At 71.2% G+C, this 22043-nt stretch carries 17 protein-coding genes and 1 tRNA gene; 8 read left to right on the forward strand and 10 right to left on the reverse strand.

The window, feature by feature from the left end; translation table 11 throughout:
• The first annotated feature begins 133 nt into the window (after positions 1-133).
• Positions 134-841, forward strand: coding sequence for an SIMPL domain-containing protein (locus tag PV364_RS18430; protein ID WP_319661134.1), 708 nt, complete (start codon positions 134-136; stop codon positions 839-841).
• Between the two features lie 221 nt (positions 842-1062).
• Complete coding sequence (pyk, locus tag PV364_RS18435; RefSeq protein ID WP_319661135.1) at positions 1063-2502, forward strand: pyruvate kinase; 1440 nt, start codon at positions 1063-1065, stop codon at positions 2500-2502.
• A 117-nt stretch (positions 2503-2619) separates the two neighbouring features.
• Here pyk and PV364_RS18440 read toward each other — a convergent pair whose 3' ends face one another.
• Complete coding sequence (locus tag PV364_RS18440; protein WP_319661136.1) at positions 2620-3891, reverse strand: lytic transglycosylase domain-containing protein; 1272 nt, start codon at positions 3889-3891, stop codon at positions 2620-2622.
• A 137-nt stretch (positions 3892-4028) separates the two neighbouring features.
• Here PV364_RS18440 and PV364_RS18445 point away from each other — a divergent pair, with 137 nt between their 5' ends.
• The gene (locus tag PV364_RS18445; RefSeq protein WP_319661137.1) at positions 4029-4943 is read left to right on the forward strand and encodes a DUF4184 family protein; all 915 of its coding nucleotides are present in this window, start codon (positions 4029-4031) and stop codon (positions 4941-4943) included.
• Here the strand turns inward: PV364_RS18445 and polA are convergent.
• The gene (polA, locus tag PV364_RS18450) at positions 4874-7612 is read right to left on the reverse strand and encodes a DNA polymerase I (protein WP_319661138.1); all 2739 of its coding nucleotides are present in this window, start codon (positions 7610-7612) and stop codon (positions 4874-4876) included. The genes PV364_RS18445 and polA overlap by 70 nt on opposite strands.
• Before the next feature lie 67 nt (positions 7613-7679).
• Between polA and PV364_RS18455 the strand changes: the two genes are divergently transcribed.
• A complete protein-coding gene (locus PV364_RS18455; protein ID WP_319661139.1) occupies positions 7680-10004 on the forward strand; it encodes an FdhF/YdeP family oxidoreductase in 2325 nt (774 codons plus the stop codon).
• 56 nt (positions 10005-10060) lie between these two features.
• Entirely contained in the window at positions 10061-10549 is a 489-nt protein-coding gene (locus tag PV364_RS18460; RefSeq protein WP_319661140.1) for a hotdog fold thioesterase, read from the forward strand.
• Positions 10550-10622: 73 nt separating this feature from the next.
• Here PV364_RS18460 and PV364_RS18465 read toward each other — a convergent pair whose 3' ends face one another.
• The 5 genes from PV364_RS18465 to PV364_RS18485 all read right to left on the reverse strand — a co-directional run bounded on the left by PV364_RS18465 (position 10623) and on the right by PV364_RS18485 (position 15918).
• Complete coding sequence (locus PV364_RS18465) at positions 10623-11393, reverse strand: ABC transporter ATP-binding protein (protein ID WP_319661141.1); 771 nt, start codon at positions 11391-11393, stop codon at positions 10623-10625.
• The gene (locus PV364_RS18470; protein ID WP_319661142.1) at positions 11390-12331 is read right to left on the reverse strand and encodes an ABC transporter ATP-binding protein; all 942 of its coding nucleotides are present in this window, start codon (positions 12329-12331) and stop codon (positions 11390-11392) included. Before PV364_RS18470 ends, PV364_RS18465 begins: the two co-directional genes overlap by 4 nt.
• Positions 12328-13695, reverse strand: coding sequence for a branched-chain amino acid ABC transporter permease (locus PV364_RS18475; RefSeq protein ID WP_319661143.1), 1368 nt, complete (start codon positions 13693-13695; stop codon positions 12328-12330). Before PV364_RS18475 ends, PV364_RS18470 begins: the two co-directional genes overlap by 4 nt.
• Positions 13692-14621 carry a branched-chain amino acid ABC transporter permease gene (locus PV364_RS18480; RefSeq protein WP_319661145.1) on the reverse strand — a complete coding sequence of 310 codons (930 nt, stop codon included), beginning with the start codon at positions 14619-14621 and terminating at the stop codon, positions 13692-13694. Before PV364_RS18480 ends, PV364_RS18475 begins: the two co-directional genes overlap by 4 nt.
• 127 nt (positions 14622-14748) lie before the next feature.
• Positions 14749-15918, reverse strand: a complete 1170-nt coding sequence (locus PV364_RS18485) for a branched-chain amino acid ABC transporter substrate-binding protein (RefSeq protein ID WP_319661146.1) — start codon at positions 15916-15918, stop codon at positions 14749-14751.
• A gap of 247 nt (positions 15919-16165) precedes the next feature.
• Between PV364_RS18485 and PV364_RS18490 the strand changes: the two genes are divergently transcribed.
• A complete protein-coding gene (locus PV364_RS18490; RefSeq protein WP_319661149.1) occupies positions 16166-16723 on the forward strand; it encodes a hypothetical protein in 558 nt (185 codons plus the stop codon).
• A 15-nt stretch (positions 16724-16738) separates the two neighbouring features.
• On the opposite strand, the gene PV364_RS18495 is transcribed toward PV364_RS18490, so the two are convergent.
• The gene (locus PV364_RS18495) at positions 16739-17371 is read right to left on the reverse strand and encodes an ANTAR domain-containing response regulator (RefSeq protein WP_319661151.1); all 633 of its coding nucleotides are present in this window, start codon (positions 17369-17371) and stop codon (positions 16739-16741) included.
• A 97-nt stretch (positions 17372-17468) separates the two neighbouring features.
• Here PV364_RS18495 and PV364_RS18500 point away from each other — a divergent pair.
• A tRNA-Leu gene (locus tag PV364_RS18500) sits at positions 17469-17543 on the forward strand.
• A 110-nt stretch (positions 17544-17653) separates the two neighbouring features.
• Positions 17654-18391, forward strand: a complete 738-nt coding sequence (locus PV364_RS18505; RefSeq protein ID WP_319661152.1) for a helix-turn-helix domain-containing protein — start codon at positions 17654-17656, stop codon at positions 18389-18391.
• Here PV364_RS18505 and hrpB read toward each other — a convergent pair.
• Both hrpB and PV364_RS18515 read right to left on the reverse strand, forming a co-directional pair.
• Positions 18360-20912, reverse strand: coding sequence for an ATP-dependent helicase HrpB (gene hrpB, locus PV364_RS18510; RefSeq protein ID WP_319661153.1), 2553 nt, complete (start codon positions 20910-20912; stop codon positions 18360-18362). The two genes, PV364_RS18505 and hrpB, sit on opposite strands and share 32 nt — an antisense overlap.
• Positions 20909-21757, reverse strand: a complete 849-nt coding sequence (locus PV364_RS18515; protein WP_319661155.1) for a class I SAM-dependent methyltransferase — start codon at positions 21755-21757, stop codon at positions 20909-20911. The genes hrpB and PV364_RS18515 overlap by 4 nt, the downstream gene beginning before the upstream one ends.
• Positions 21758-22043 lie beyond the last annotated feature (286 nt).

Raw genomic sequence — 22043 nt, forward strand, 5'->3', positions numbered from 1 at the left:
TTGACGAAACGATGGGCGGTTCTTTGCGGTAACGCGCGTAGATTCTGGCCCAGTCCCTCCACCTCGCAACACCCCCGCCACGTTGCGATCAGATGACTCGTCATCGACGTCCCGCCCTGGGACAGTGGGACGCATGACGAACGAAGCGCCCAGGACGTACCCGACCCCCGAGGTCCCGCACGTGGGCGTCCGGGGCGAGGCGACCCTCGAGGTCGAGCCCGAACTCGCCCGGATCGCCGTCACCGTCAGCGCCCGCGGCACGGACCGCCGCGGCACCCTGGACGACCTCGGCGGACGCAACGCCCAAGTGCTGGAACTGGTCAAGGGCTACGGCGAGGCGGTCGACAAGCTGGAGACCGGCGCCTTCGTGATCACCCCGGAGCTGCGCGAGCGCCGCCGGGGGGAGCGGATCCGGGCCTACCACGGCAGCGTTCGCATCGGCGCCACCCTCACCGACTTCACCGCCCTGGGCGAACTCACCACCCGCCTGGCCGACCTCGACCTCACCCGGGTCGACGGCCCCTGGTGGTCGCTGCGCCCGGACTCCCCGGCCTACCGGGCCGCCCGGCAGCTGGCCGTGCGCGACGCCGTGCAGCGCGCCCGCGAGTACGCCGAGGCGCTCGGCGCGCGGCTGCTCGCCCTGGTCGAACTGGCCGACGAGGGCATGCAGCAGACGCTGCCGTACCAGGGACGCCCGGCGATGCGGGCCGTCGCCTTCGCCGGTGCGCCGGGCGCCGCGGAGGACATGGCTCAGGCCCTTGACATGGAACCGGAGCAACAGAGCGTGTACGCCCAGGTCACCGCGCACTTCACCATGACGGCCCCGGACCTGTCGGCCTGACCTCGACAGGGGGCCGCGGGCTGCCGGACGACCGACGGCCGGGGCCATCGGCGGTTTTCACGGTGTTCACCGTATTCATGACGTTCATGGCATGCGCGCCGGTATCGCCCCGAATGCCGTGCACGTCTGTTCATCGGTTGTCGGCAAGCGTTAATCACGGCGACGTTGGACAGTCGCTTCCCGCGAGGTCTCTACTGTGAAGTAGGTCATAGGCTCGCCCCATGCGCCGAGCAAAAATCGTCTGCACCCTCGGGCCCGCCACCGACGGCTACGACCAGATCAAGGCTCTGGTCGAGGCCGGGATGGACGTCGCCCGCTTGAACATGAGCCATGGCTGCCTTGCCGATCACGAAGAGCGGTACCAGCGCGTGCGCAAGGCCTCCGACGAGAACGGCCGCAGCGTGGGAATCCTCGCGGACCTTCAAGGCCCGAAGATCCGGCTGGGACGTTTCGCCGAAGGACCCGTACTCCTTGAACGTGGTGACGAGTTCACGATCACCACCGAGGAGCTCCAGGGAGACCGGCTGATCTGCGGCACGACGTACGCGGGTCTCGCCGCCGACGTCACGCGCGGTGAGCGGATCCTCGTCGACGACGGCCGGGTCACCCTGGAGGTCACCGAGGTCGACGGCCCCCGCGTCCGCACCATGTGCATCGAGGGCGGGCTGATCTCCGACCACAAGGGACTGAACCTTCCCGGCGTCGCCGTGTCCGTGCCGGCCCTGTCCGAGAAGGACGTGACCGACCTGCGCTGGGCGCTGCGCACCGGCGTCGACGTCATCGCGCTCTCCTTCGTGCGCAGCGGCCGGGACGCCGAGGAAGTACTGCGGATCATGCGCGAGGAGGACCGGCGGGTCCCCGTCATCGCCAAGATCGAGAAGCCGCAGGCGGTGGAGAACCTGGAGGAGATCGTCGCCGCCTTCGACGGGATCATGGTTGCCCGCGGCGACCTCGGCGTCGAGATGCCGCTGGAGGCCGTCCCCCTGGTCCAGAAGCGCGCGGTCACCCTCGCCCGGCGCAATGCCAAGCCGGTGATCGTCGCGACCCAGATGCTGGAGTCGATGATCGAGTCCTCCCGGCCCACCCGCGCCGAGGCCTCCGACGTCGCCAACGCGGTCATGGACGGCGCGGACGCGGTGATGCTGTCCGGCGAGACCAGCGTTGGCAAGCACGCCGTCGAGACCGTGAAGACCATGAGCCGGATCGTCGCCTCGGCCGAGGAGGACATGCTCGCGGGCGGCCTTCCGCCGCTGACCGAGCAGAACAAGCCCCGCACCCAGGGCGGTGCCGTCGCCCGTGCCGCGGCCGAGATCGGCGACTTCCTGGACGCCAAGTACCTGGTGGCGTTCACCCAGTCCGGCGACACCGCCCGGCGGCTGTCCCGCTACCGCTCGCCGATCCCCGTGCTGGCGTTCACCCCCGAGCCGGCGACCCGCTCGCAGCTCAGCCTCACCTGGGGCGTGGAGACCTTCATCGGGCCCGTGGTGCAGACGACCGACCAGATGGTCGAGCAGGTCGACGAGCAGCTGCTGCGGATCGGCCGCTGCCAGAAGGGCGACACCGTGGTCATCACGGCCGGCTCGCCGCCCGGCGTGCCGGGCTCCACCAACCTCGTGCGCGTGCACCACATCGGGGAGGACGACTTCCCTTCGGCCCGCTGACGGCGGGCGGAAGGCCGCGTCCAGCCATCGGGCGTACAGCGCGCGTCAGGGGCGGAACCAGCAAGCTGGTTCCGCCCCTGACGCGCGCTGTACGCCCGATCCGACGGGCCGGACCGGTCAGGCGGCCTTGCCGGAGGCGGTGGCGCCCTCGGTCGCCGAGTCGGAGGGTGAGGACGTGTCCGTGGCCGTGGGCGACGGGGAGTCGGTCGGGCAGGCCGGCGACGAGGTGTCCGTGGGCGTGGGAGTCGCGGTGCCGGTGGGCGACGGGGAGTCGGTCGGGCAGGTGGGCGACGTGGGGTCCGTGGGCGTGTCCGTCGGGCCCGTGGTGGGACCACCAGTGGTCGGGTCGTCGGTCGGCGAGGTCGGCGACGTGGGCCCGGTCGGCGAGGTGCCACCCGTCGGCGTCGGGGTGCCGATCGTGCCGCTGGACGAGGCGGTGGGCCGCGGCGACTTGGTGGGCCGGGGCGAGCCGGAGTCGGACGCGTTCGGCGAGGCCGACGGAGACGGGGACCACGAGGGGAAGTGCGACGGCGACGGGGACGACGGCAGGGTCTCCGGAGTGTCGCTGCCCGCGCCGCCGATGTCCGGCAGGGAGACGATCCCGCCCTTGCGGAAGTGGGCGTACCACGCCAGCACGGTGTTCAGATACGCCTCGGAGTGGTTGTACCCGAGGATGGCCTGGTGGAGGTCGCTCTCCACCGACATGTCGCGGTTGCCCGCGCACAGGTAGCGGCCGGCGGCCAGTGCCGCGTCGAATATGTTGTTCGGGTTGCTGACCCCGTCACCGTTGCCGTCGGCGCCCCAGGTCTGCCAGGTCTGCGGGATGAACTGCATCGGGCCGACCGCGCGGTCGTGGACACTGTCCCCGTCCCACGTGCCGTGGTCGGTGTCCGTGATGTTCGCGAAGCCGTCGCCGTTCAGGACCGGGCCGAGGATCGGGGAGATGGTGGTGCCGTCGGCGTCCACGTTGCCGCCGCGCGCCTGGTTGGACTCCACCTGGCCGATCGCGGCCAGCAGCTCCCAGCGCATGTTGCAGCCCGGGTCGCTGGCGGCGAGCGCCACCTCCGCCCGGCGGTACGCCTCCAGCACCGTCGCCGGCAGCCCCGAGCCGTCGGTGGTCACGGCGCCCGTGCCGCCGGCGGTACCGGTGCTGGGCGTGGTGGTGCCGGGCGCGGGCGTGTTGAGCGGCGGGAGCGCGGTGAAGTAGTCCGGCGAGCCGCCGTCGATGGGATCGCCCGGCGGAGGCGTGACAGGGGCCCCCGAGCTCGCGTTGACGATCTGCGGGAACACCGCCGCGGACTGGGAGCCCGTCAGCGCCGCCATCGCCGCGGCGGCCACCGCGGTGCCCGCGACTCCCCTGCGGATTCGCCGTCCGTACCGCGCTCGCATATGAGCTGCCCCTCCCGAAACCGAGTTGTGCGTCTCCCTGCGCGACAACCCTGGTGACCCTACGGCAACTTCCTGAACGGATCTACCGTCGAAAGCGTCGCATACTGATCTGACAGACATGTTCGGGAAGAGGTCGCATGCCGTTCACGCTCAGCCATGCCTTGGCGGTCGTTCCCGGTCTGCGGCGGGACCGCCACGGCACGCCGCGCGGGCGCGGCCCGCTGGTCGCCGCGGCCCTGGTCGCCGGCTCCTTCGCCCCCGACGTCCCCTACTTCGCCGAGTCGCTGGTCTCCGGGGTGTACGGCTACGGCACCTTCACCCACGCGCCGCTGGGCCTGGTCACCGGGGACCCGCTCATCGCGGCCGCGCTGGCCGGCGGCTGGGTACTGCTGCGAGAACCGCTGGTGGCACTGCTGCCCGAGCGGTCCCGGGACCGGGTCGCGGCGATCACCGGATGCGGGGACCGGCGCCGGCCGACGCTCCGTTCCGCCGCCGCCTTCTGGGCCTCGGCCGCGGCCGGGGCCGCCACCCACGTGGTCTGGGACGCGTTCACCCATCACGACCGCTGGGGCGTCCGCCTGCTGCCGGTACTCGACCGGCAGCTGCACGGCACACCGCTGCACAAGTATGCCCAGTACGGCAGCTCGGCCGTGGCCCTGGCGGTACTGGCCGGCTACGCGGTCCGCGCGCTGCGCGCCGTGCCGGAACCGGATGCGGATTGGGATTCGGCCGAAAACCGAGGCCGTCCGCTGTCCCGGGTGCCGCGGCTCTCGCCGCGGGCCCGCGCCGTCGCCCTGACCGCCATCGGGGCCACGACGGTCGCCGCGGCCGCCGTGCGCGCCGGGCAGTGGTACCGGGCCACCGGCGACGCCGCCGGGATCATCCCGTCCGGGCTCTTCGGCGCCGGAGCCGGCCTGGCCCTGGCCGCCACGGCCTGCGCCGGTGCGGTACGCCTCGCGTACCGCACCGGGGAAGGCACGGCTCAGTGCGCCGCGGACTCCCAGTCCGTGCCGACGCCCACCGAGACGTCCAGCGGGGCCCGCAGGGGGTAAGCGGCGGCCATCTCACGGCGCACCAGCTCCTCCACGGCGGCCCGCTCGCCAGGGGCCACCTCCAGCACGATTTCGTCGTGCACCTGGAGCAGCATCCGGGACCGCAGCCCCTCCGCGGTCAGCGCCGCGGCCACCTTGAGCATCGCGATCTTGACGATGTCGGCGGCCGAGCCCTGGATCGGCGCGTTCAGCGCCATCCGCTCGGCCATCTCGCGGCGCTGCCGGTTGTCGCTGTTCAGGTCCGGCAGATAGCGGCGGCGGCCCATCAGCGTCTCGGTGTAGCCCGTCACCCGGGCCTCCTCCACCACGCGCTGCAGATAGTCCCGCACCCCGCCGAACCGCTCGAAGTACGTGTCCATCAGACCGCGCGCCTCGGCCGCCTCGATGCCCAGCTGCCCCGACAGCCCGAACGCCGACAGCCCGTACGCCAGCCCGTACGACATCGCCTTGATCTTCCGCCGCATCTCGGCGTCCACCTGCTCCGCGGGCACGGAGAACACGTAGGAGCCGACGGTGGTGTGCAGGTCCTCGCCCGAGTCGAACGCCGCGATCAGGCCCTCGTCCTCCGACAGGTGGGCCATCACGCGCAGTTCGATCTGGCTGTAGTCGGCGGTCAGCAGCGACTCGTAGCCCTCGCCCACCACGAAGCCGCGGCGGATCGCCCGGCCCTCGTCCGTGCGCACCGGCACGTTCTGCAGATTGGGGTCGGTCGACGACAGCCGGCCGGTCGCGGCCACCGTCTGGCTGAAGCTGGTGTGGATCCGCCCGTCGGGGGCGATGGTCTTGATCAGACCCTCCACCGTCACGCGCAGCTTGGCCTGCTCGCGGTGGCGCAGCATGATGACCGGCAGCTCGTGCTCGGTCTGCGCGGCCAGCCAGGCCAGGGCGTCGGCGTCGGTCGTCCAACCCGTCTTGGTCTTCTTGGTCTTGGGCAGGCCCAGCTCGCCGAACAGCACCTCCTGCAGCTGCTTGGGCGAGCCGAGGTTGAACTCGTGGCCGACCGCGGCGTGCGCCTCCTTCACCGCCAACTGCACCTCGCCGGCGAACCGCTGCTCCAGGCGCTCCAGATGCTCGCGGTCCGCGGCGATGCCCGCCCGCTCCATCCGCGCCAGCAGCGCGGAGGTCGGCAGCTCGACCTCGCTCAGCAGACGCAGCGCGCCGTCCTGCTCCAGCCGGCCGGTGAACGCCTCGCCCAGGTCGAGCACGGCGCGCGCCTGGACCATCAGCGCGTCCGCCTCGGCCTCGTCATCGGCGCCGAAGGCCAGCTGACCGTCCTCGCCGCCGGCCGGGGACAGCTCACGGCCCAGGTACTCCACCGAGAGCGCGTCCAGCGCGAACGAGCGGCGGCCGGGCTTGACCAGGTACGCGGCCAGCGCCGTGCACATGGTGATGCCCTCCACGCTCCAGCCGTGCTCGGCGAAGACCCTCATCAGGCCCTTCGCGTCGTGCACCACCTTCGGGCGCCGCGGGTCCGCCAGCCACGCCGCGAACGCCCGCTCGTCGTCCTCGTCCAGCACCGACGGGTCGAACCAGGCGGCCTGCCCGGCCGCGGCCGCCAGCGCGACCTCCGAGACGCTGCCCGCGCCCAGTGCCCAGGCGTCGACCGTGGCGATGCCCAGCGGCTCGCCCCCGTGCTCCGCCAGCCAGCCGGCCAGCTCGCCGGTGCCCAGCACCCGGCCGTCCACGGCGACGCCGCCGGCGATCTCCTGCTCCTCCTGCTGCGCCCCCGGGTCGGCCGCGAACAGCCGCTCCCGGAAGTTGGGGTGGCGGAACTCCAGGGCGTCCAGCACCACATTGAGGCCCTCGCGGTCGTACGGCCGGCGCTCCAGCCCCTCCGGACCGCAGGGCAGCGTCACGTCCCTGACCAGCTCGGTCAGCCGCCGGTTGAGCTTCACCGACTCCAGGTGGGCGCGCAGGTTCTCACCGGCCTTGCCCTTCACCTCGGCCGCGCGCTCCGCCAGTTCCGCGAACGAACCGAACTGGGTGATCCACTTGGCGGCGGTCTTCTCGCCGACACCCGGGATGCCCGGCAGGTTGTCCGACGGGTCGCCGCGCAGCGCCGCGAAGTCCGGGTACTGCGCCGGGGTCAGCCCGTACTTCTCCTCGACCTTCGCCGGGGTGAACCGCGTCAGCTCCGAGACGCCCTTGGTCGGGTAGAGCACCGTGACGTGGTCCGAGACCAGCTGGAAGGAGTCCCGGTCGCCGGTGACGATCAGGACCTCGTAACCCAGCGCCTCCGCCTGGGTGGCGAGCGTGGCGATCACGTCGTCCGCCTCGAAGCCCTCCAGGGCGAAGCGCTGCACGTTCATCGAGTCCAGCAGCTCGCCGATCAGCTCGACCTGGCTGCGGAACTCGTCCGGTGTGGCGGACCGGGTGGCCTTGTACTCCGGGAACTCCTCCAGCCGCCATGTGCGCCGCGAGACGTCGAAGGCCACCGCCAGATGCGTCGGCCGCTCGTCACGGAGCGTGTTGGCCAGCATCGAGGCGAAGCCGTACACGGCGTTCGTCGGCTGACCGGTGGTCGTGTTGAAGTTCTCCACCGGCAGCGCGTAGAACGCGCGGTACGCCAGCGAATGCCCGTCCAGCAGGAGCAACCGGGGCCGCTCGCCCCCTTGGGGTGCGGGTGCCGTGCCGGTCGCTGCGCTCGTCTTCTCTGCCTTTGCTGCCACGCAACCGATCCTCCCACGCCCGACTGACACTGCCGGTCCGCCGCCTCGTCGTGGCAGGATCGGAGCCATGGCAGGCAAAGCACCCGCAGGCGACCCCGTCCAGGACGCACCCGAGGTCAGCGCCCCGCAGCACGCCGCTGCCGGGCTCCCGGCCGTCGGCCACTCGCTGCGGATCGCGCAGCAGCAGATGGGCATGAGGCGTACCGCTCTCACCCTCCTCAAGGTCAACCAGAAGGACGGCTTCGACTGTCCCGGCTGCGCCTGGCCCGAGCCGGGACACCGGCACACCGCGGAGTTCTGCGAGAACGGCGCCAAGGCCGTCGCGGAGGAGGCCACCCTCCGCCGGGTCACCCCGGACTTCTTCGCCGAGCACTCGGTCACCGACCTGTCCGGCCGCAGCGGCTACTGGCTCGGCCAGCAGGGCCGGCTGACCCAGCCCATGTACCTGCCCGACGGCGCCGACCACTACGAGCCCGTCCCCTGGGAGCGGGCCTTCGAGATCGTCGCCGACGAGCTGACCGCGCTGAGCGGCCCCGACGAGGCCGTCTTCTACACCTCCGGGCGCACCAGCAACGAGGCCGCCTTCCTCTACCAGCTCTTCGCCCGCGAGTTCGGCACCAACAACCTGCCGGACTGCTCCAACATGTGCCACGAGTCGTCGGGCTCCGCCCTGGTGGAGACCATAGGCATCGGCAAGGGCAGCGTCCTCCTGGAGGACCTCTACCGCGCCGACCTGATCATCGTCGCCGGGCAGAACCCCGGCACCAACCACCCCCGCATGCTCTCCGCACTGGAGAAGGCGAAGGCCGGCGGCACCCGGATCGTCACGGTCAACCCGCTGCCCGAGGCCGGACTGCAGCGCTTCAAGAACCCGCAGACCCCCAAGGGGCTGGCCGGCGGCGGCACCGCCCTGGCCGACCTCTTCCTGCAGATCCGCCTCGGCGGCGACCAGGCGCTCTTCCGCGCCCTGAACAAGGCCCTGCTGGAGGCCGAGGACGCCCGGAACACCGGGGACACGGAGCCCGGCACCGTCCTCGACCGCGCCTTCATCGACGAGCACACCCAGGGCTTCGAGGAGTTCGCCGCCGCCGCCCGCGCCACCGACGCCGCCGAGGTCGCCCGCGCCACCGGCCTGCCGCAGTCCGACATCGACGCACTGCTCGCCATGGTGCTCGACGCCAAGAGCGTCATCGTCTGCTGGGCCATGGGCCTGACCCAGCACAAGCACTCGGTGCCCACCATCAAGGAGGTCGTCAACTTCCTCCTGCTGCGCGGCAACATCGGCCGCCCCGGCGCCGGTGTGTGCCCCGTGCGCGGCCACAGCAACGTCCAGGGCGACCGCACCATGGGCATCTACGAGAAGCCCGCCCCCGCCTTCCTGGACGCCCTGGAGAAGGAGTTCGGCTTCGCCCCGCCCCGCGAGCACGGCCTGGACACCGTCGACTCCATCCGCGCGCTGCGCGACGGGCGGGCCAAGGTCTTCTTCGCCATGGGCGGCAACTTCGTCGCCGCATCGCCCGACACCGATGTCACGGAAGCCGCCATGCGCCGCGCCCGCCTCACCGTGCACGTCTCCACCAAGCTCAACCGCTCCCACGTCGTCACCGGCGCCCGCGCCCTGATCCTGCCCACCCTCGGCCGCACCGAGAAGGACCTCCAAGCGGCCGGCGAGCAGTTCGTCACCGTCGAGGACTCCATGGGCATGGTCCACGCCTCCCGCGGCGGCCTGAAGCCCGCGAGCCCGCACCTGCTGTCCGAGCCCGCGATCATCTGCCGCCTGGCCCGCGCCGTCCTGCCGCACAGCGGGATCGACTGGCGGGGCCTCGAAGGCGACTACGACCGCGTCCGCGACCACATCTCCCGCGTGATCCCCGGCTTCGACGACTTCAACGTCAAGGTGCGCCGCCCCGGCGGCTTCACCCTGCCGCACGCCCCCCGCGACTCCCGCAGCTTCCCCACCGCCACCGGACGCGCCCACTTCACCGCCGACGCCCTGGAGTACCCGCACGTCCCCGAAGGCCGGCTGCTGCTGCAGACGCTGCGCTCGCACGACCAGTACAACACCACCATCTACGGCCTCGACGACCGCTACCGCGGCATCAAGGGCGGCCGCCGCGTGATCCTGGTCCACCCCGACGACGCCGCCGCCCACGGCCTCGCCGACGGCGACCACGCCGACCTCGTCAGCGAGTGGACCGACGGCAGCGAACGCCGCGCCGAGGGCTTCCGTGTCGTGCACTACCCCACACCCCGCGGCTGCGCCGCCGCCTACTACCCCGAGACCAACGTCCTGGTGCCGCTCGACCACACCGCCGACACCAGCAACACCCCCGCCTCCAAGTCGGTCGTGATCCGGCTGGAGCCGGCCACCCCGCCCGCCGCCCCGCAGTGACCGTCGGGTAGAAAACGGCCCAGTACACCGAACGACGACGATCGGAGCCACCGTCCATGTCCGAGCAGACCGCCACGAGCCTTCTCCCGCCCGAGGTCATCGAGCAGTACGCCGACCTCGGCGTCGACCTGGTGGCGCTCTTCTCCGCCGGAAACCTGGGAAGCCGCATGGGCATCGAGATCATCGAGGCCTCCGCTGAGCGCGTCGTCGGCACCATGCCCGTCGAGGGCAACACCCAGCCCTACGGGCTGCTCCACGGCGGGGCCTCCGCCGTCCTGGCCGAGACCATCGGCTCCGTCGGCGCCATGCTGCACGGCGGCCCCGCCAAGGTCGCCGTCGGCGTCGACCTCAACTGCACCCACCACCGCGGCCTGCGCTCCGGCACCGTCACGGGCGTCGCCACCCCCGTCCACCGGGGCCGGTCCTCCGCCACCTACGAGATCGTCATCAGCGACGAGCAGGACCGCCGCGTCTGCTCCGCTCGCCTGACCTGCGCCCTGCGCCCGGCCACCCCCGCCGCCGCGGGCACCACGGACCGCGCCTGACACACGGCAACCGCCCCCGGAACGTTCCGGGGGCGGTTGCCGTGCCTGCCGTGCGCCAGGGGGCCGGCTGCCGCTACGCGGCGCCCTCGCCCAGGTACGCCGCCCGCACCCGCGGGTCGGACAGCAGACGCGACGCCTCGTCCTCCATGACGACCGCGCCGGTCTCCAGGACGTAACCGCGGTGGGCGAGCTGCAGCGCCTGCGCGGCGTTCTGCTCCACCAGCAGCACGGTCGTGCCCTGGTCGTTGATCTCCTTGATGATCTCGAAGATCTGCTGCACGATCAGCGGCGCCAGACCCATCGACGGCTCGTCCAGAAGCAGCAGGTTCGGCCGCCCCATCAGAGCGCGGCCGATGGCCAGCATCTGCTGCTCACCGCCGGACAGCGTGCCCGCCAGCTGGGTACGCCGCTCCGCGAGGCGCGGGAAGAGCGTGAGCACCCGCTCCAGGTCGTCCTTGGGCACGCCCTTGAAGCGGTACGCGCCCATCTCCAGGTTCTCCAGCACCGTCATCACCGGGAACACCCGGCGGCCCTCGGGAGAGTGCCCGATGCCGAGTTCGACCACCTTGTGCGACGGAACACCGTCGATCCGGGCGCCGCCGAGCCGCACCTCACCGTGGCGCGGCTGCAGCAGACCCGAAATCGTGCGCAAGGTAGTGGTCTTGCCGGCGCCGTTGGCACCGAGCAGCGCGACGATCTCGCCCTGGCGGACCGTCACGTTGATGCCCTTGAGCGCCTGGATCGCGCCGTAGAACACCTGCAGATCGACCAGCTCCAGCATCGCCGGGGCGGCCTCGGCGACGGAAGAGCCCGACGCCTTCTCGAAGTTGGCGGCCTCGGTCATCGGCCCTCCTCCTCGGACTCGCGCGGTGCGGGGACCTCCGGGGTCGCGGGCGCGGCACCGGCGTCGGCCTCGGCGGCCTCGACCAGCTCCGCGACGGCCTCCACGGCCTCCTCGTCGGCCGACCCCAGGTACGCCTCGATCACCGCGGGATCGCGCTGCACCTCCTCGGGCAGCCCCTCGGCGATCACCTTGCCGAAGTTGAGCACCATGACACGGTCCGCCACTGACATCACGAGCTTCATGTCGTGCTCGATCAGCAGCACGCTGATGCCCAGATCCTGGTTGATCCGGCGGATCAGCTGCTCCAGCTCCAGCTTCTCCGTCGGGTTGGTCCCGGCGGCCGGCTCGTCCAGCAGCAGCACCTTCGGGTCCGTCGCCAGCGCCCGCGCGATCTCCAGGCGCCGCTGGTCGCCGTAGGACAGACTGGCGGCCAGCTCATTGTGCTTGCCGGTCAGACCCACGTACGCCAGCAACTCCTGGGCCCGCTGGTCGCTGGCCCTCTCGTCCCGGCGCGCCCACGGCATGCCCAGCATGATCGAGATCGCTCCCGACCGCTGCCGCGACTCCGCCGCGATCTTGACGTTCTCCAGCGCCGTCAGCGCGCCGAACAGCCGGATGTTCTGGTACGTCCGCGCCACACCGTAGCGGTTCACCAGGTACGGCTTGGCACCCAGCAACTTGCGCTGCGCACCGCCGTCCTCGTGGAAGGCGATCGTGCCCTCCTGCGGGACGTACACACCCGTCAGGGAGTTGAACAGCGAGGTCTTGCCCGCCCCGTTCGGGCCGATCACCGCGAGGATCTCCCCGCGGCGCATCGTCAGGTTCACCTCCGAGAGGCTGGTGAGACCGCCGAACCGCAGCGTCACACCGCGGGCCTCCAGCACCGTGTCACCGCTCTGCGCGGGCTGCGCGCCCGCTTCCTCCGTCACCGCGCTCACTTCTGCACGCCTCCCACCGGCTCGCTCATGGCGTCGGCGTCGCCGACACCCGCCTCCGCCATGTGCAGCTCGCGCTGCCTGCGGCGGGAGGGGATCACGCCCTGCGGACGGAAGATCATCATGATGACGAGCAGCGCGCCCAGGTAGATGAAGCGGTCCTGCTCCGGAACGTAGTCCCGCAGCGCGTTCGGCAGCCACACCAGCAGCGCCGCGCCGAAGAGCACACCCGCGATCGAGCCCATGCCGCCGAAGACCACGTACGCCAGCGCCAGCACCGACAGCACGATGGTGAAGTTCTCCGGGTTGATGAAGCCGACCTTGCTGGAGTACACCACGCCCGCCAGACCCGAGGTCGACGCGCCGATCGCGAACGCCAGCAGCTTGTACCGGACGGTGTTGATGCCCGTCGCGGAGGCGGCCACCTCGTCCTCCCGGATCGCCGTCCAGGTGCGGCCGATCCGCGAGTGCTCCAGCCGGTTGTACAGGAAGATCAGCACCACCAGGAAGAACAGCAGCAGGTACCAGTACGGCAGCGGGTCCAGCGTCCAGTCGTAGTTGATCGGACCGATGTGGATCGACGGGTGCGGGATGCCGATCACACCGCGCGAACCGTTCGTGAAACCGTCCGAGTTCTTCGCGACCAGGTACACGATCTCGTGGAAGCCCAGCGTCACGATCGCGAGGTAGTCACCGCGCAGCCGCAGCGTCGGGGCGCCCAGCAGCACACCGGCGATCAGACAGGTGACGATCGCGAACGGGATCGACTCCAGCGCGCCCACCGTGAACGGCGGCTTCACCGGCATGTGGCCGGTCCAGAACGCGCACGAGTACGCGCCGATCGCGTAGAAGGCGATGAAGCCCAGGTCCAGCAGACCGGCCCAGCCGACCACCACGTTCAGGCCGACCGCGATGATCATGAAGATCCCCATCTGCGTGACGAGGACCTCCTGCCAGAACAGGCTGGTGTTGGCGGGAATGACGATCGCCAGCACCAGGACCACCACCAGGCCGCCCAGCCGCAGCCAGCCGTTGCTGCGGAACAGCGCCCGCGCCGGCTCCAGCGACCTGGTGACCCCCTGCGTCCCCTGCCGGGCCGCCTCGCGCACCGGGGCACCGAACTCCATCAGCGCCCACAGGGCCGCCATGATGGCCAGGCAGATCCACAGCCGCGCCGACTCGAAGGCGCCCGTGAACGCCGACAACTTGTCCGCCGGATTGCCGTCCTCACCCGTCATCAGCGCCAGGACGAAGCCCAGCACCAGCATGCCGAGCAGCCGCACCCAGCGCGGCTCCTGGTACCAGGCCTTGCGGCGCAGCTTCGCCACGTCCACCGAGAAGGACTGGGCAGCGCTCGTGTCACTCATGCCGACCTCCCCAGACGCTCGCCCATGATGCCCGTCGGACGGAACATCAGCACCAGGATCAGCACCACGAACGCGGTCACGTCGATCCACTGGGTGCCGAAGACCGGCGAGCTCAGGTTCTCCACGATGCCCAGCAGCAGACCGCCCAGCATGGCGCCGCGGATGTTGCCGATACCGCCCAGCACCGCCGCGGCGAACGCCTTGATGCCCGGCAGGAAGCCCACCGTGAACCAGACCTGGCCCGAGATGCCGAAGCCGTACAGGAAGCCGGCCGCACCGCCCAGCAGACCGCCGATGATGAAGGTACGGGAGATGATCTTGTCGATGTCGACGCCCATCAGACCGGCCGTCTCCGCGTCCTGCGCGACGGCACGGATGCCGGCGCCCATCTTGGTGCGGTTGACCACCAGGTCCAGGCCGATCATCATCGCCACCGCCGAGCCGATGATGATCAGCTGAGTGATCTTCACCGGAGTGCCGAAGACGCTGAAGACCTCACCGTTGGTGTACAGCTCCGGCATCGGCACGGGGTTGCGGCCCCACAGCTTGCCCGCCAGGTTGTACAGGAAGAACGACGCACCGATGGCGCTGATCAGGAAGACCAGTTTCGGCGCATTGCGCTTGCGCAGCGGCTTGTAGGCCGCCTTCTCCAGGCCGAACGCCGTCAGCGCACCGACCAGAGCGCCGGCGATCATGCCGACGATCACCCAGACCACGGAAGTGAAGCCGTGCGGACTCTGGGGAGCGAGCTCCGAGAGCACGACGAGCGAACCGAAGCCGCCCATCATGAAGACCTCGCTGTGGGCGAAGTTGATGAGCTGGAGCACGCCGTAGACCAACGTGTACCCGATGGCGATGACGGCGTACATGGAGCCCGTCGTCAGCCCTGGGATGAAGTAATCCCAGAAGTTGTGGAAGAGATTCATCGTGCGTGGGTGTCCTTGCTGAAGCCGGTGAAGGGCGGCGAAATCACGTCCGACACGGCGATGGGGGGCGCGGGGCGACGGCCGGAGCCGCGTCCCACGCCCCCCACCTCAGGTGCCGGAAGCCGGATCAGCCGTTGCTGAGGGTGGCCACGTCACCCAGGTAACCGATCTTGCCGCCGGTCACCTGGTACAGGTACACGTTCTTGGTCTTGAGCTCGCCCTTGTCGTCGAAGGCGAAGTCCTTCGTCAGACCCTTGTAGTCCACGACCTTCAGAGCCGCCAGCAGCTTGTCGCGGGTGACGTCCTTACCGAGCTTCTTCATCTCGGAGATGATCAGGTTCGCGATGTCGTACGACTCGGCCGAGTAGGTGCCCGGAGGCGTGTTGAACTTCTTGGTGTACGCGTCGGTGAACGCCTTGGTGCTGGTGTTCTTCGTCGCGTCGGTGCAGGGGCAGGTCAGGTACCACTTCTCCGACGCGGCGCCCGCCAGCTCCACGAACTTCGCGTCGTTGGAACCGTCACCGGAGACGCCGATGCCCTTGAAGCCGCCGTCGGCCAGCTTCTTGGCGAACGGGGCCAGGTCCGCGTAGTAACCCGCGTAGATCAGCGCGTCGGCCTTGGAGTTGACGACCGTCGTCGCGGCGGCCGTGTAGTCCGGGGTCTTCGCCGGGACGGAGTCCGTCTGGACCTCCACGCCCGCGGCCTTCAGGCTGTCGATGGCGACCTTCGCCAGACCCACGCCGTACTCGCTCTTGTCGTCGATGACGAAGACCTTCTTGGCCTTCACCTTCTTCGACAGGTACTCGGCCATGCCGGCACCCTGCTCGTTGTCGTTCGGCGCACCGCGCAGGAACGACGTGAAGCCCTGGTTCGTCAGGTCCGGGTTGGTCGCCGAAGGCGTCACCGCGGCAAGCGTCGCCTGCGCGTACAGGCCACCGGCCGCCTTCGTCGGACCCGAGAACGCCGGGCCGACCACGGCCACGACGCTGGTGTCGCCGATGAGCTTCTGGGCAGCGGCGGGCGACTGGTCCGGAAGACCCTGGTCGTCGCCGTCCACGACCTTCAGCGTGAAGGGCAGGTCACCCTTGGCGTTGGCCTCTTCCACGGCCAGCTTCAGGCCGTTGTCCTCGTTGATGCCCAGTGCGCTGTTGTCACCCGACAACGGACCCTGGAAGCCGATGGAGAACGTCGGCTTGCCGCCATTGCTGCTGTCGTCCTTGCCGCCACCGCACGCGGTGAGCGCAAGAGCGCCAACGGCCACCGGAAGAGCAAGCTTGACGAGCTTCTTGTTGAGCACTACGACCCCCTGGATCCGCCCAATGTGATTACAGTCGGCGAGCCGTAGGCCCTCCGCTTTACGACCGCGTGGGAGCCACGCGGGGTTGGCGGGAATGTAATCCGCTGATCAGGCACACAGATAGGCCGATGGGAGAGATGTGATCGTACAGTGACCTCGGTCATGTGCCGGAAACAGAACGGTCCTTACCGCTCACCGGACGAGTCCAGGGGGAGAAGTGCAGTTGAATGTCCGAAATGGCGTCACTGTGGCGCCACTTGCCCGACACCTGCCGGCCGTCGCCGCGACGGCCGCACTCACAGGCGCCCTGGCCACCGCCCTGGCCGCCGCCGCACTCTGGCCCCACACCCCCCGGCCGGCGCCCCAACGCCCCCTGCGTCAGCTGGAGATCGCCCTCGACGCCCCCGCCGTCCACCCGGGGAACCTCGAAATCCGCGCCGTCGCCCTGCGTTGCGGAATCGCCGTCATCGTCGGCACCCACGCCGAACACCCCGCCAAGGGCCGGCTCTGCCGCGTCAGGATCGACGTCACCGTCGATGACGCCGTCAGCGCCCACCTCGACAACGACGACCAGCGCCTCGTCCTCGCCGACGGAACCCGGCACTCCATGGACTGGGAAGCCATGCAGATCAAACGCCAGCCGCTCACGCTCGACATCGGCGCCCACGACAGCGCCCAGTACGACCTCTGGTTCGACATCCCCAAGAACGCCGCCGTCGACCACCTCGCCGTCACCAACGACAAAGGGATGCCCGCCGCGGACATCCCCCTGCCCCGGCTCGACTGGCCGGACCACTCGGCCTGACGGCCGCCACGACCCCTACTGAGGGGCGCCGTCCACCTCGTCCAGCACCGCCTGGGCCACCGCCTGCATCGTCATCCGGCGATCCATCGACGTCTTCTGGATCCACCGGAACGCCGCCGGCTCACTCAGCCCGTACTTCGTCTGCAGCACGCTCTTCGCCCGGTCCACCAGCTTCCGGGTCTCCAGCCGCAGACTCAGGTCCGCGACCTCCGCCTCCAGCGCCCGCAACTCCGTGAACCGCGACACCGCCATCTCGATGGCCGGCACCACGTCGCTCTTGCTGAACGGCTTGACCAGGTACGCCATCGCCCCGGCGTCCCGCGCCCGCTCCACCAGCTCGCGCTGCGAGAACGCGGTCAGCATCAGCACCGGCGCGATCTTGTTTTTCGCGATCCGCTCCGCCGCCGAGATGCCGTCGAGCACCGGCATCTTCACGTCCAGGATCACCAGATCCGGCCGGAGCTCCTCGGCCAGCTTCACGGCCGTCTCGCCGTCGCCCGCCTCGCCGACCACGGAGTAGCCCTCTTCCTCCAGCATCTCCTTGAGGTCGAGCCTGATCAGAGCCTCGTCCTCGGCGATCACCACGCGGGTGGTGTGCGGCGGTACGTGCGTGTGCTCGTCAACGGGCTCGGGCTCGGCGGCGCTCACGGGACTCCTCGTTCCAATGCAGGTGCTGGGTATAGAGCCTACCTAGCTGCGGTATGTTTGATGTGCGGAGGGGCTAGACTGTCCTTCGTTTCGAAAGGCCCCGGTAGCCCAACTGGCAGCAGGCAATGGATTCAAAACCCATACAGTGTCGGTTCGAATCCGACCCGGGGCACTTTACCTTCGATTCCAAGGTAGACCGACCAGTTGACGATCTTCACTGGTTGAGGTGAACAAGGCTTCGAACCAGGCCCGGCGGAGGCCTTCCGCAGCAGCGTCGGACCTGTGTACGACCTCACCGAGCGCCGCCGGGCCCTCGCACTCGTCTCCCAGGGACACAGTCTCAATGCCGTGAGCCGGATGACCGGCGTATCGCGTTCGGCCCTCCGCGAGTGGCGCGTCCGCGTCGAACCCAAACGGAGCGTTCCGGACTGCCCGGGCCGCGCTTCGGGCCCCGCTTACGCCTATCTGCTCGGCCTCTACCTGGGCGACGGCTGCATCAGCCCTCAGCCCCGTGGCGGCCATACCCTCCGCATCGCCTGTAGCGACGCCTGGCCCGGCCTGATCGACGCCTGCGAGGAGGCGGTCCGGGCCGTCTGCCCCGGGAACTCCGTCTGCCGCGTCCACGCCCAGGGCTGCACCATGGTGACGTCCTACGGCCGCCACTGGCCGTGCCTGTTCCCGCAGCACGGCCCCGGCAGGAAGCACGAACGGCCCATCGCACTGGAACCGTGGCAGCAGGCGGTCGTCGACGAGCACCCCTGGGACTTCGTGCGCGGGCTGATCCATTCCGACGGCAGCCGGGTCGTCAACCGGACCACGCGGCTGGTGGGCGGGGAGCCCAGGCGCTACGAGTACCCGCGGTACTTCTTCACCAACAAGTCCGTCGACATCCGGCGGCTGTACACCGACACCCTGGACACGCTCGGCGTCGCGTGGCGGCAGGCGAACGCCTGCAACGTCTCCGTCGCCCGCAAGGCCTCCGTCGCCCTCATGGACCGCTTCGTCGGTCCGAAGTACTGAGCCGCGCCTTCGTGTGCCGCGTGGCCGTGGCCGTCGACGGGTCCTCCGGCCAGGGGTGCTTCGGGTAGCGCCCGCGCAGTTCCGCCCGGACGGCGCGGTAGCCCTCGCGCCAGAAGGAGGCGAGGTCGGAGGTGACGGCGGCGGGCCGGCCTGCGGGGGACAGGAGGTGGACGACGAGGGGGACGCGGCCGTCCGCGATGCGCGGGGTGGCGGTCCAGCCGAAGAGTTCCTGGAGCTTGGCGGCGAGGACGGGCCGGTCGTCGTCGTAGGAGACGCGGACACGGGAGCCGGAGGGGATCTCCATGCGTTCCGGGGCGAGTTCGCCGAGCCGGGCCGCTTCGCCGCCGGCCCAGGGGAGGAGGCGGGAGAGGGCGGCGCCGGCGTCGATGCGGGTGAGGTCGGCGCGACGGCGGGCGCGGGCGAGTTCGGGGGCGAGCCATTCGTCGGCGCGGTCCAGGAGGGCGTCGTCGGAGACGTCGGGCCAGGGGGCGCCGAGTTCGCGGTGCAGGAAGGCCAGGCGCTGCCGGAGTGTGGTGGCGTCGCGGGACCAGCGGAGCAGGGCGGGGCCTTCGCGGCGGAGGCCGTCGAGGAGGGCGGCGCGCAGGAGGCCGGGGTCGGGGGAGGCCAGCGGGCGGGTGCTGAGTTCGATGGCGCCGAGGCGGACGGTGTGGTGGGCGGTGATGTCGCCGTCGGTCCAGGAGACGTCGTCGTGGGCGGCGAGGAGGGGCGCGGCGGCGGTGCGGGCGGTGTCCTCGTCGATGACGGTGGCGAGCCGGACGCGGGCGGAGGGTGCGCCGGCGGGGCGGTCGGCGACGGCCACGGCGAGCCATTCGGGGGTGCCGAGGCGGGTGCCGGGGGTGAGGTCGGCGGCGGTGCCGGAGGCCATGAGGTAGCTGCCGGCGGCGCGGCGGCGGGCGACGCGTTCGGGGAAGGCGAGGGCGGTGACGAGGCCTGCGGCGGTGTCGTCGGTGAGGGCGCCCGCGGGGTGGTCGGGGGCCGCGGCGGCGAGGCGGCGGGTTTCGGCGCGCCAGCGTGCGGCGTAGGCGTCGTGGGCGTGGCGGGCGGTGCGCCAGGCGGTGGTGAGGTCGTCGCCGTAGCCGCGCGGGGGTTCTTCGGAGATGAGGGCGACGATGTCGGCGGCGCGCCGGGTGCCGACGCGGGGGGCGCCGTCGAGGAGGGCACGGGCGAGGCGGGGGTGGAGGCCGACGCGGGCCATGCGGGTGCCGTGGTCGGTGGGGCGGCCGTCGGGGCGGGTGGCGCCGATGGCGGTGAGGACGTCGCGTGCGGCGGCCAGGGCGCCCGCGGGGGGCGGGTCGAGGAGGGCGAGTCCGGTGGCCTCGGGGTCGCCCCAGGCGGCGGCCTGGAGGGCGAACTGGGTGAGGTCGGCGATGGCGATCTCGGGGGAGGGGTAGCGGGGGCGGCCGGCGTCGTCGGCCTGGTTCCAGCAGCGGTAGGCGTGGCCGGGGGCTTCGCGGCCGGCTCGGCCGAGGCGTTGGGCGGCGGTGGCGTGGGAGGCCCGGACGGTGGTGAGGGAGCCCAGGCCGCGGGCGTGGTCGGTGCGGGGTTCGCGGGCGAGTCCGGAGTCGACGACGATGCGGACGCCGGGCACGGTGAGGCTGGATTCGGCGACGGAGGTGGTGAGGACGATACGGCGCCGGGTGCCGTCGCCGCCGCGCAGGACGCTTTCCTGTACGGCCGCGGGGGCTTGGCCGTGCAGTTGGAGCACGTCGGCGTGGAGGCCGTGGTCGCCGCCGAGGAGTCCGGCGACGCGGGCGATCTCGCCGGTGCCGGGCAGGAAGCACAGGATGTCGCCGTCGTGGTCGCGCAGTGCGGTGCGCACGGTCGCGGCGATGTGGTCGAGCAGGGCGGGGTCGACGCGCATGCCGTGCGGGGGGCGGATGCCGCGCGGGGGCGGCGCGTAGCTGAGGTCGACGGGGTGGGCGCGGCCCTCGGCGCGGATCACGGGTGCGCCGTCCAGCAGCCGGGACCAGGCGTCGGCGTCGGTGGTGGCGGAGGCGGCGACGATGCGCAGGTCGGGGCGGAGGGCGGCGCGGACGTCCAGCAGGAAGGCCATGGCGGTGTCGGCGTCGAGGTGCCGTTCGTGGCATTCGTCGAGCAGGACGGTGTCGGCGCCGGGGAGTTCCTGGTCGCGTTGGAGGCGCTGCAGCAGGACGCCGGTGGTGACGACCTCCACGAGGGTGCGGGGGGAGACCTTGCGTTCGCCGCGGACGGTGAATCCGACGCGGTCCCCGGGTTCTTCGCCGAGGAGCCAGGCCATGCGCCGGGCGGCGGCCTTGGCGGCCATGCGGCGGGGTTCGGCGACGATCACCCGGCGGGTGGGCCCGTCGCCGGTGAGGCCGGCGAGGGCGAGCGGCACCAAGGTGGTCTTTCCGGTGCCGGGCGGGGCGGCGAGCACGGCGCAGCCGTGGCCGTCGAGTGCGTCGCGCAGTGCGGGGAGTGCGGTGCGGACGGGGAGCGCGGCGAGCGCGTCCTTGCGGGACGCGCTCAGGCGGTCGCTCATCCGGCGGTGCAGACGAAGATCGCCGTGCCGGGGATGAGCCGGCCGCGCAGGGGTGACCAGCCGCCCCATTCCTCGGTGTTCCAGGCGGGCCATTCGGGTTCGACGAGGTCGGTGAGGACGAAGCCGGCGGCGGTCAGTTCGCGGATGCGGTCGCCGAGGGTGCGGTGGTGTTCGACGTAGACGGCACGTCCGTTCTCGTCCTGTTCGACGTAGGGGGTGCGGTCGAAGTAGGACGCGGAGGCGGTGAGGCCTTCGGGGCCGGGTTCGTCGGGGAAGGCCCAGCGGACGGGGTGGGTCACGGAGAAGATCCAGCGTCCGCCGGGGCGCAGGACGCGCCGGACCTCGCTCATGACGCGGGCGGTGTCGGCGATGAAGGGCAGTGCGCCGTAGGCGGAGCAGGCGAGGTCGAAGGCGGCGTCGGCGAAGGGCAGGGCGCTCGCGTCGGCCTGTACGAGGGGGAATCGGGGGGCTGTGCCGTTCGCGGCGTGCTGGTCGATGCGGCGGGCGTGCTGGAGCTGGCGGTGGGAGAGGTCGAGGGCGACCGGGTGGGCGCCCTGCGCGGCGAGCCAGCGGGAGCACTGGGCGGCGCCGGCGCCGATCTCGAGGACGGCGGCGCCCGCGAGCCGTTCGGCGGGGCCGAGAAGCCGGGCGTCCTCCTCGTTCAGCCCCTCGGGTCCCCACACGAATTCGGCGTCGCCGAGGAACTCGCCGTGGTCGGTCTGGTACTCGTCGGCATTGCGGTCCCACCAGCCGCGATTGGCGCGGCTGCTCTCTGTGCCGTCCGCGACACGGCGGGTGGCCTCGGGTTCTTCCGGGACGGGCTGGGGGGGCGGTGCTTGGATCATCGCTGTGGTCGTCGTACCCTCTGTGGTGACCTGTGGCTGTGGTGCCGCCGCAGCACGTGTTGTGCCAGTGCCCGGTACGGGGTGTTCCGCCCGTGGTGTGCTCTTCGCGCATTGACCGTGCCCGGCTGCCCCCGTATGCTACAAGTTGCGCTGCGAGCCTGCGCGCCTCGGACGGAGCAGGCTGCGCTCACATCTGTTGTAAACCTCTCGGCCTTGTGGGCTGTCCGGAATCGGCAGGAGCGAAACGGGCTTACGGCGTAGCAGTACCTACGACTTCATGTCCGTA

The organism is Streptomyces sp. MI02-7b, assembly GCF_033793585.1.
Taxonomy (GTDB): Bacteria; Actinomycetota; Actinomycetes; order Streptomycetales; family Streptomycetaceae; genus Actinacidiphila.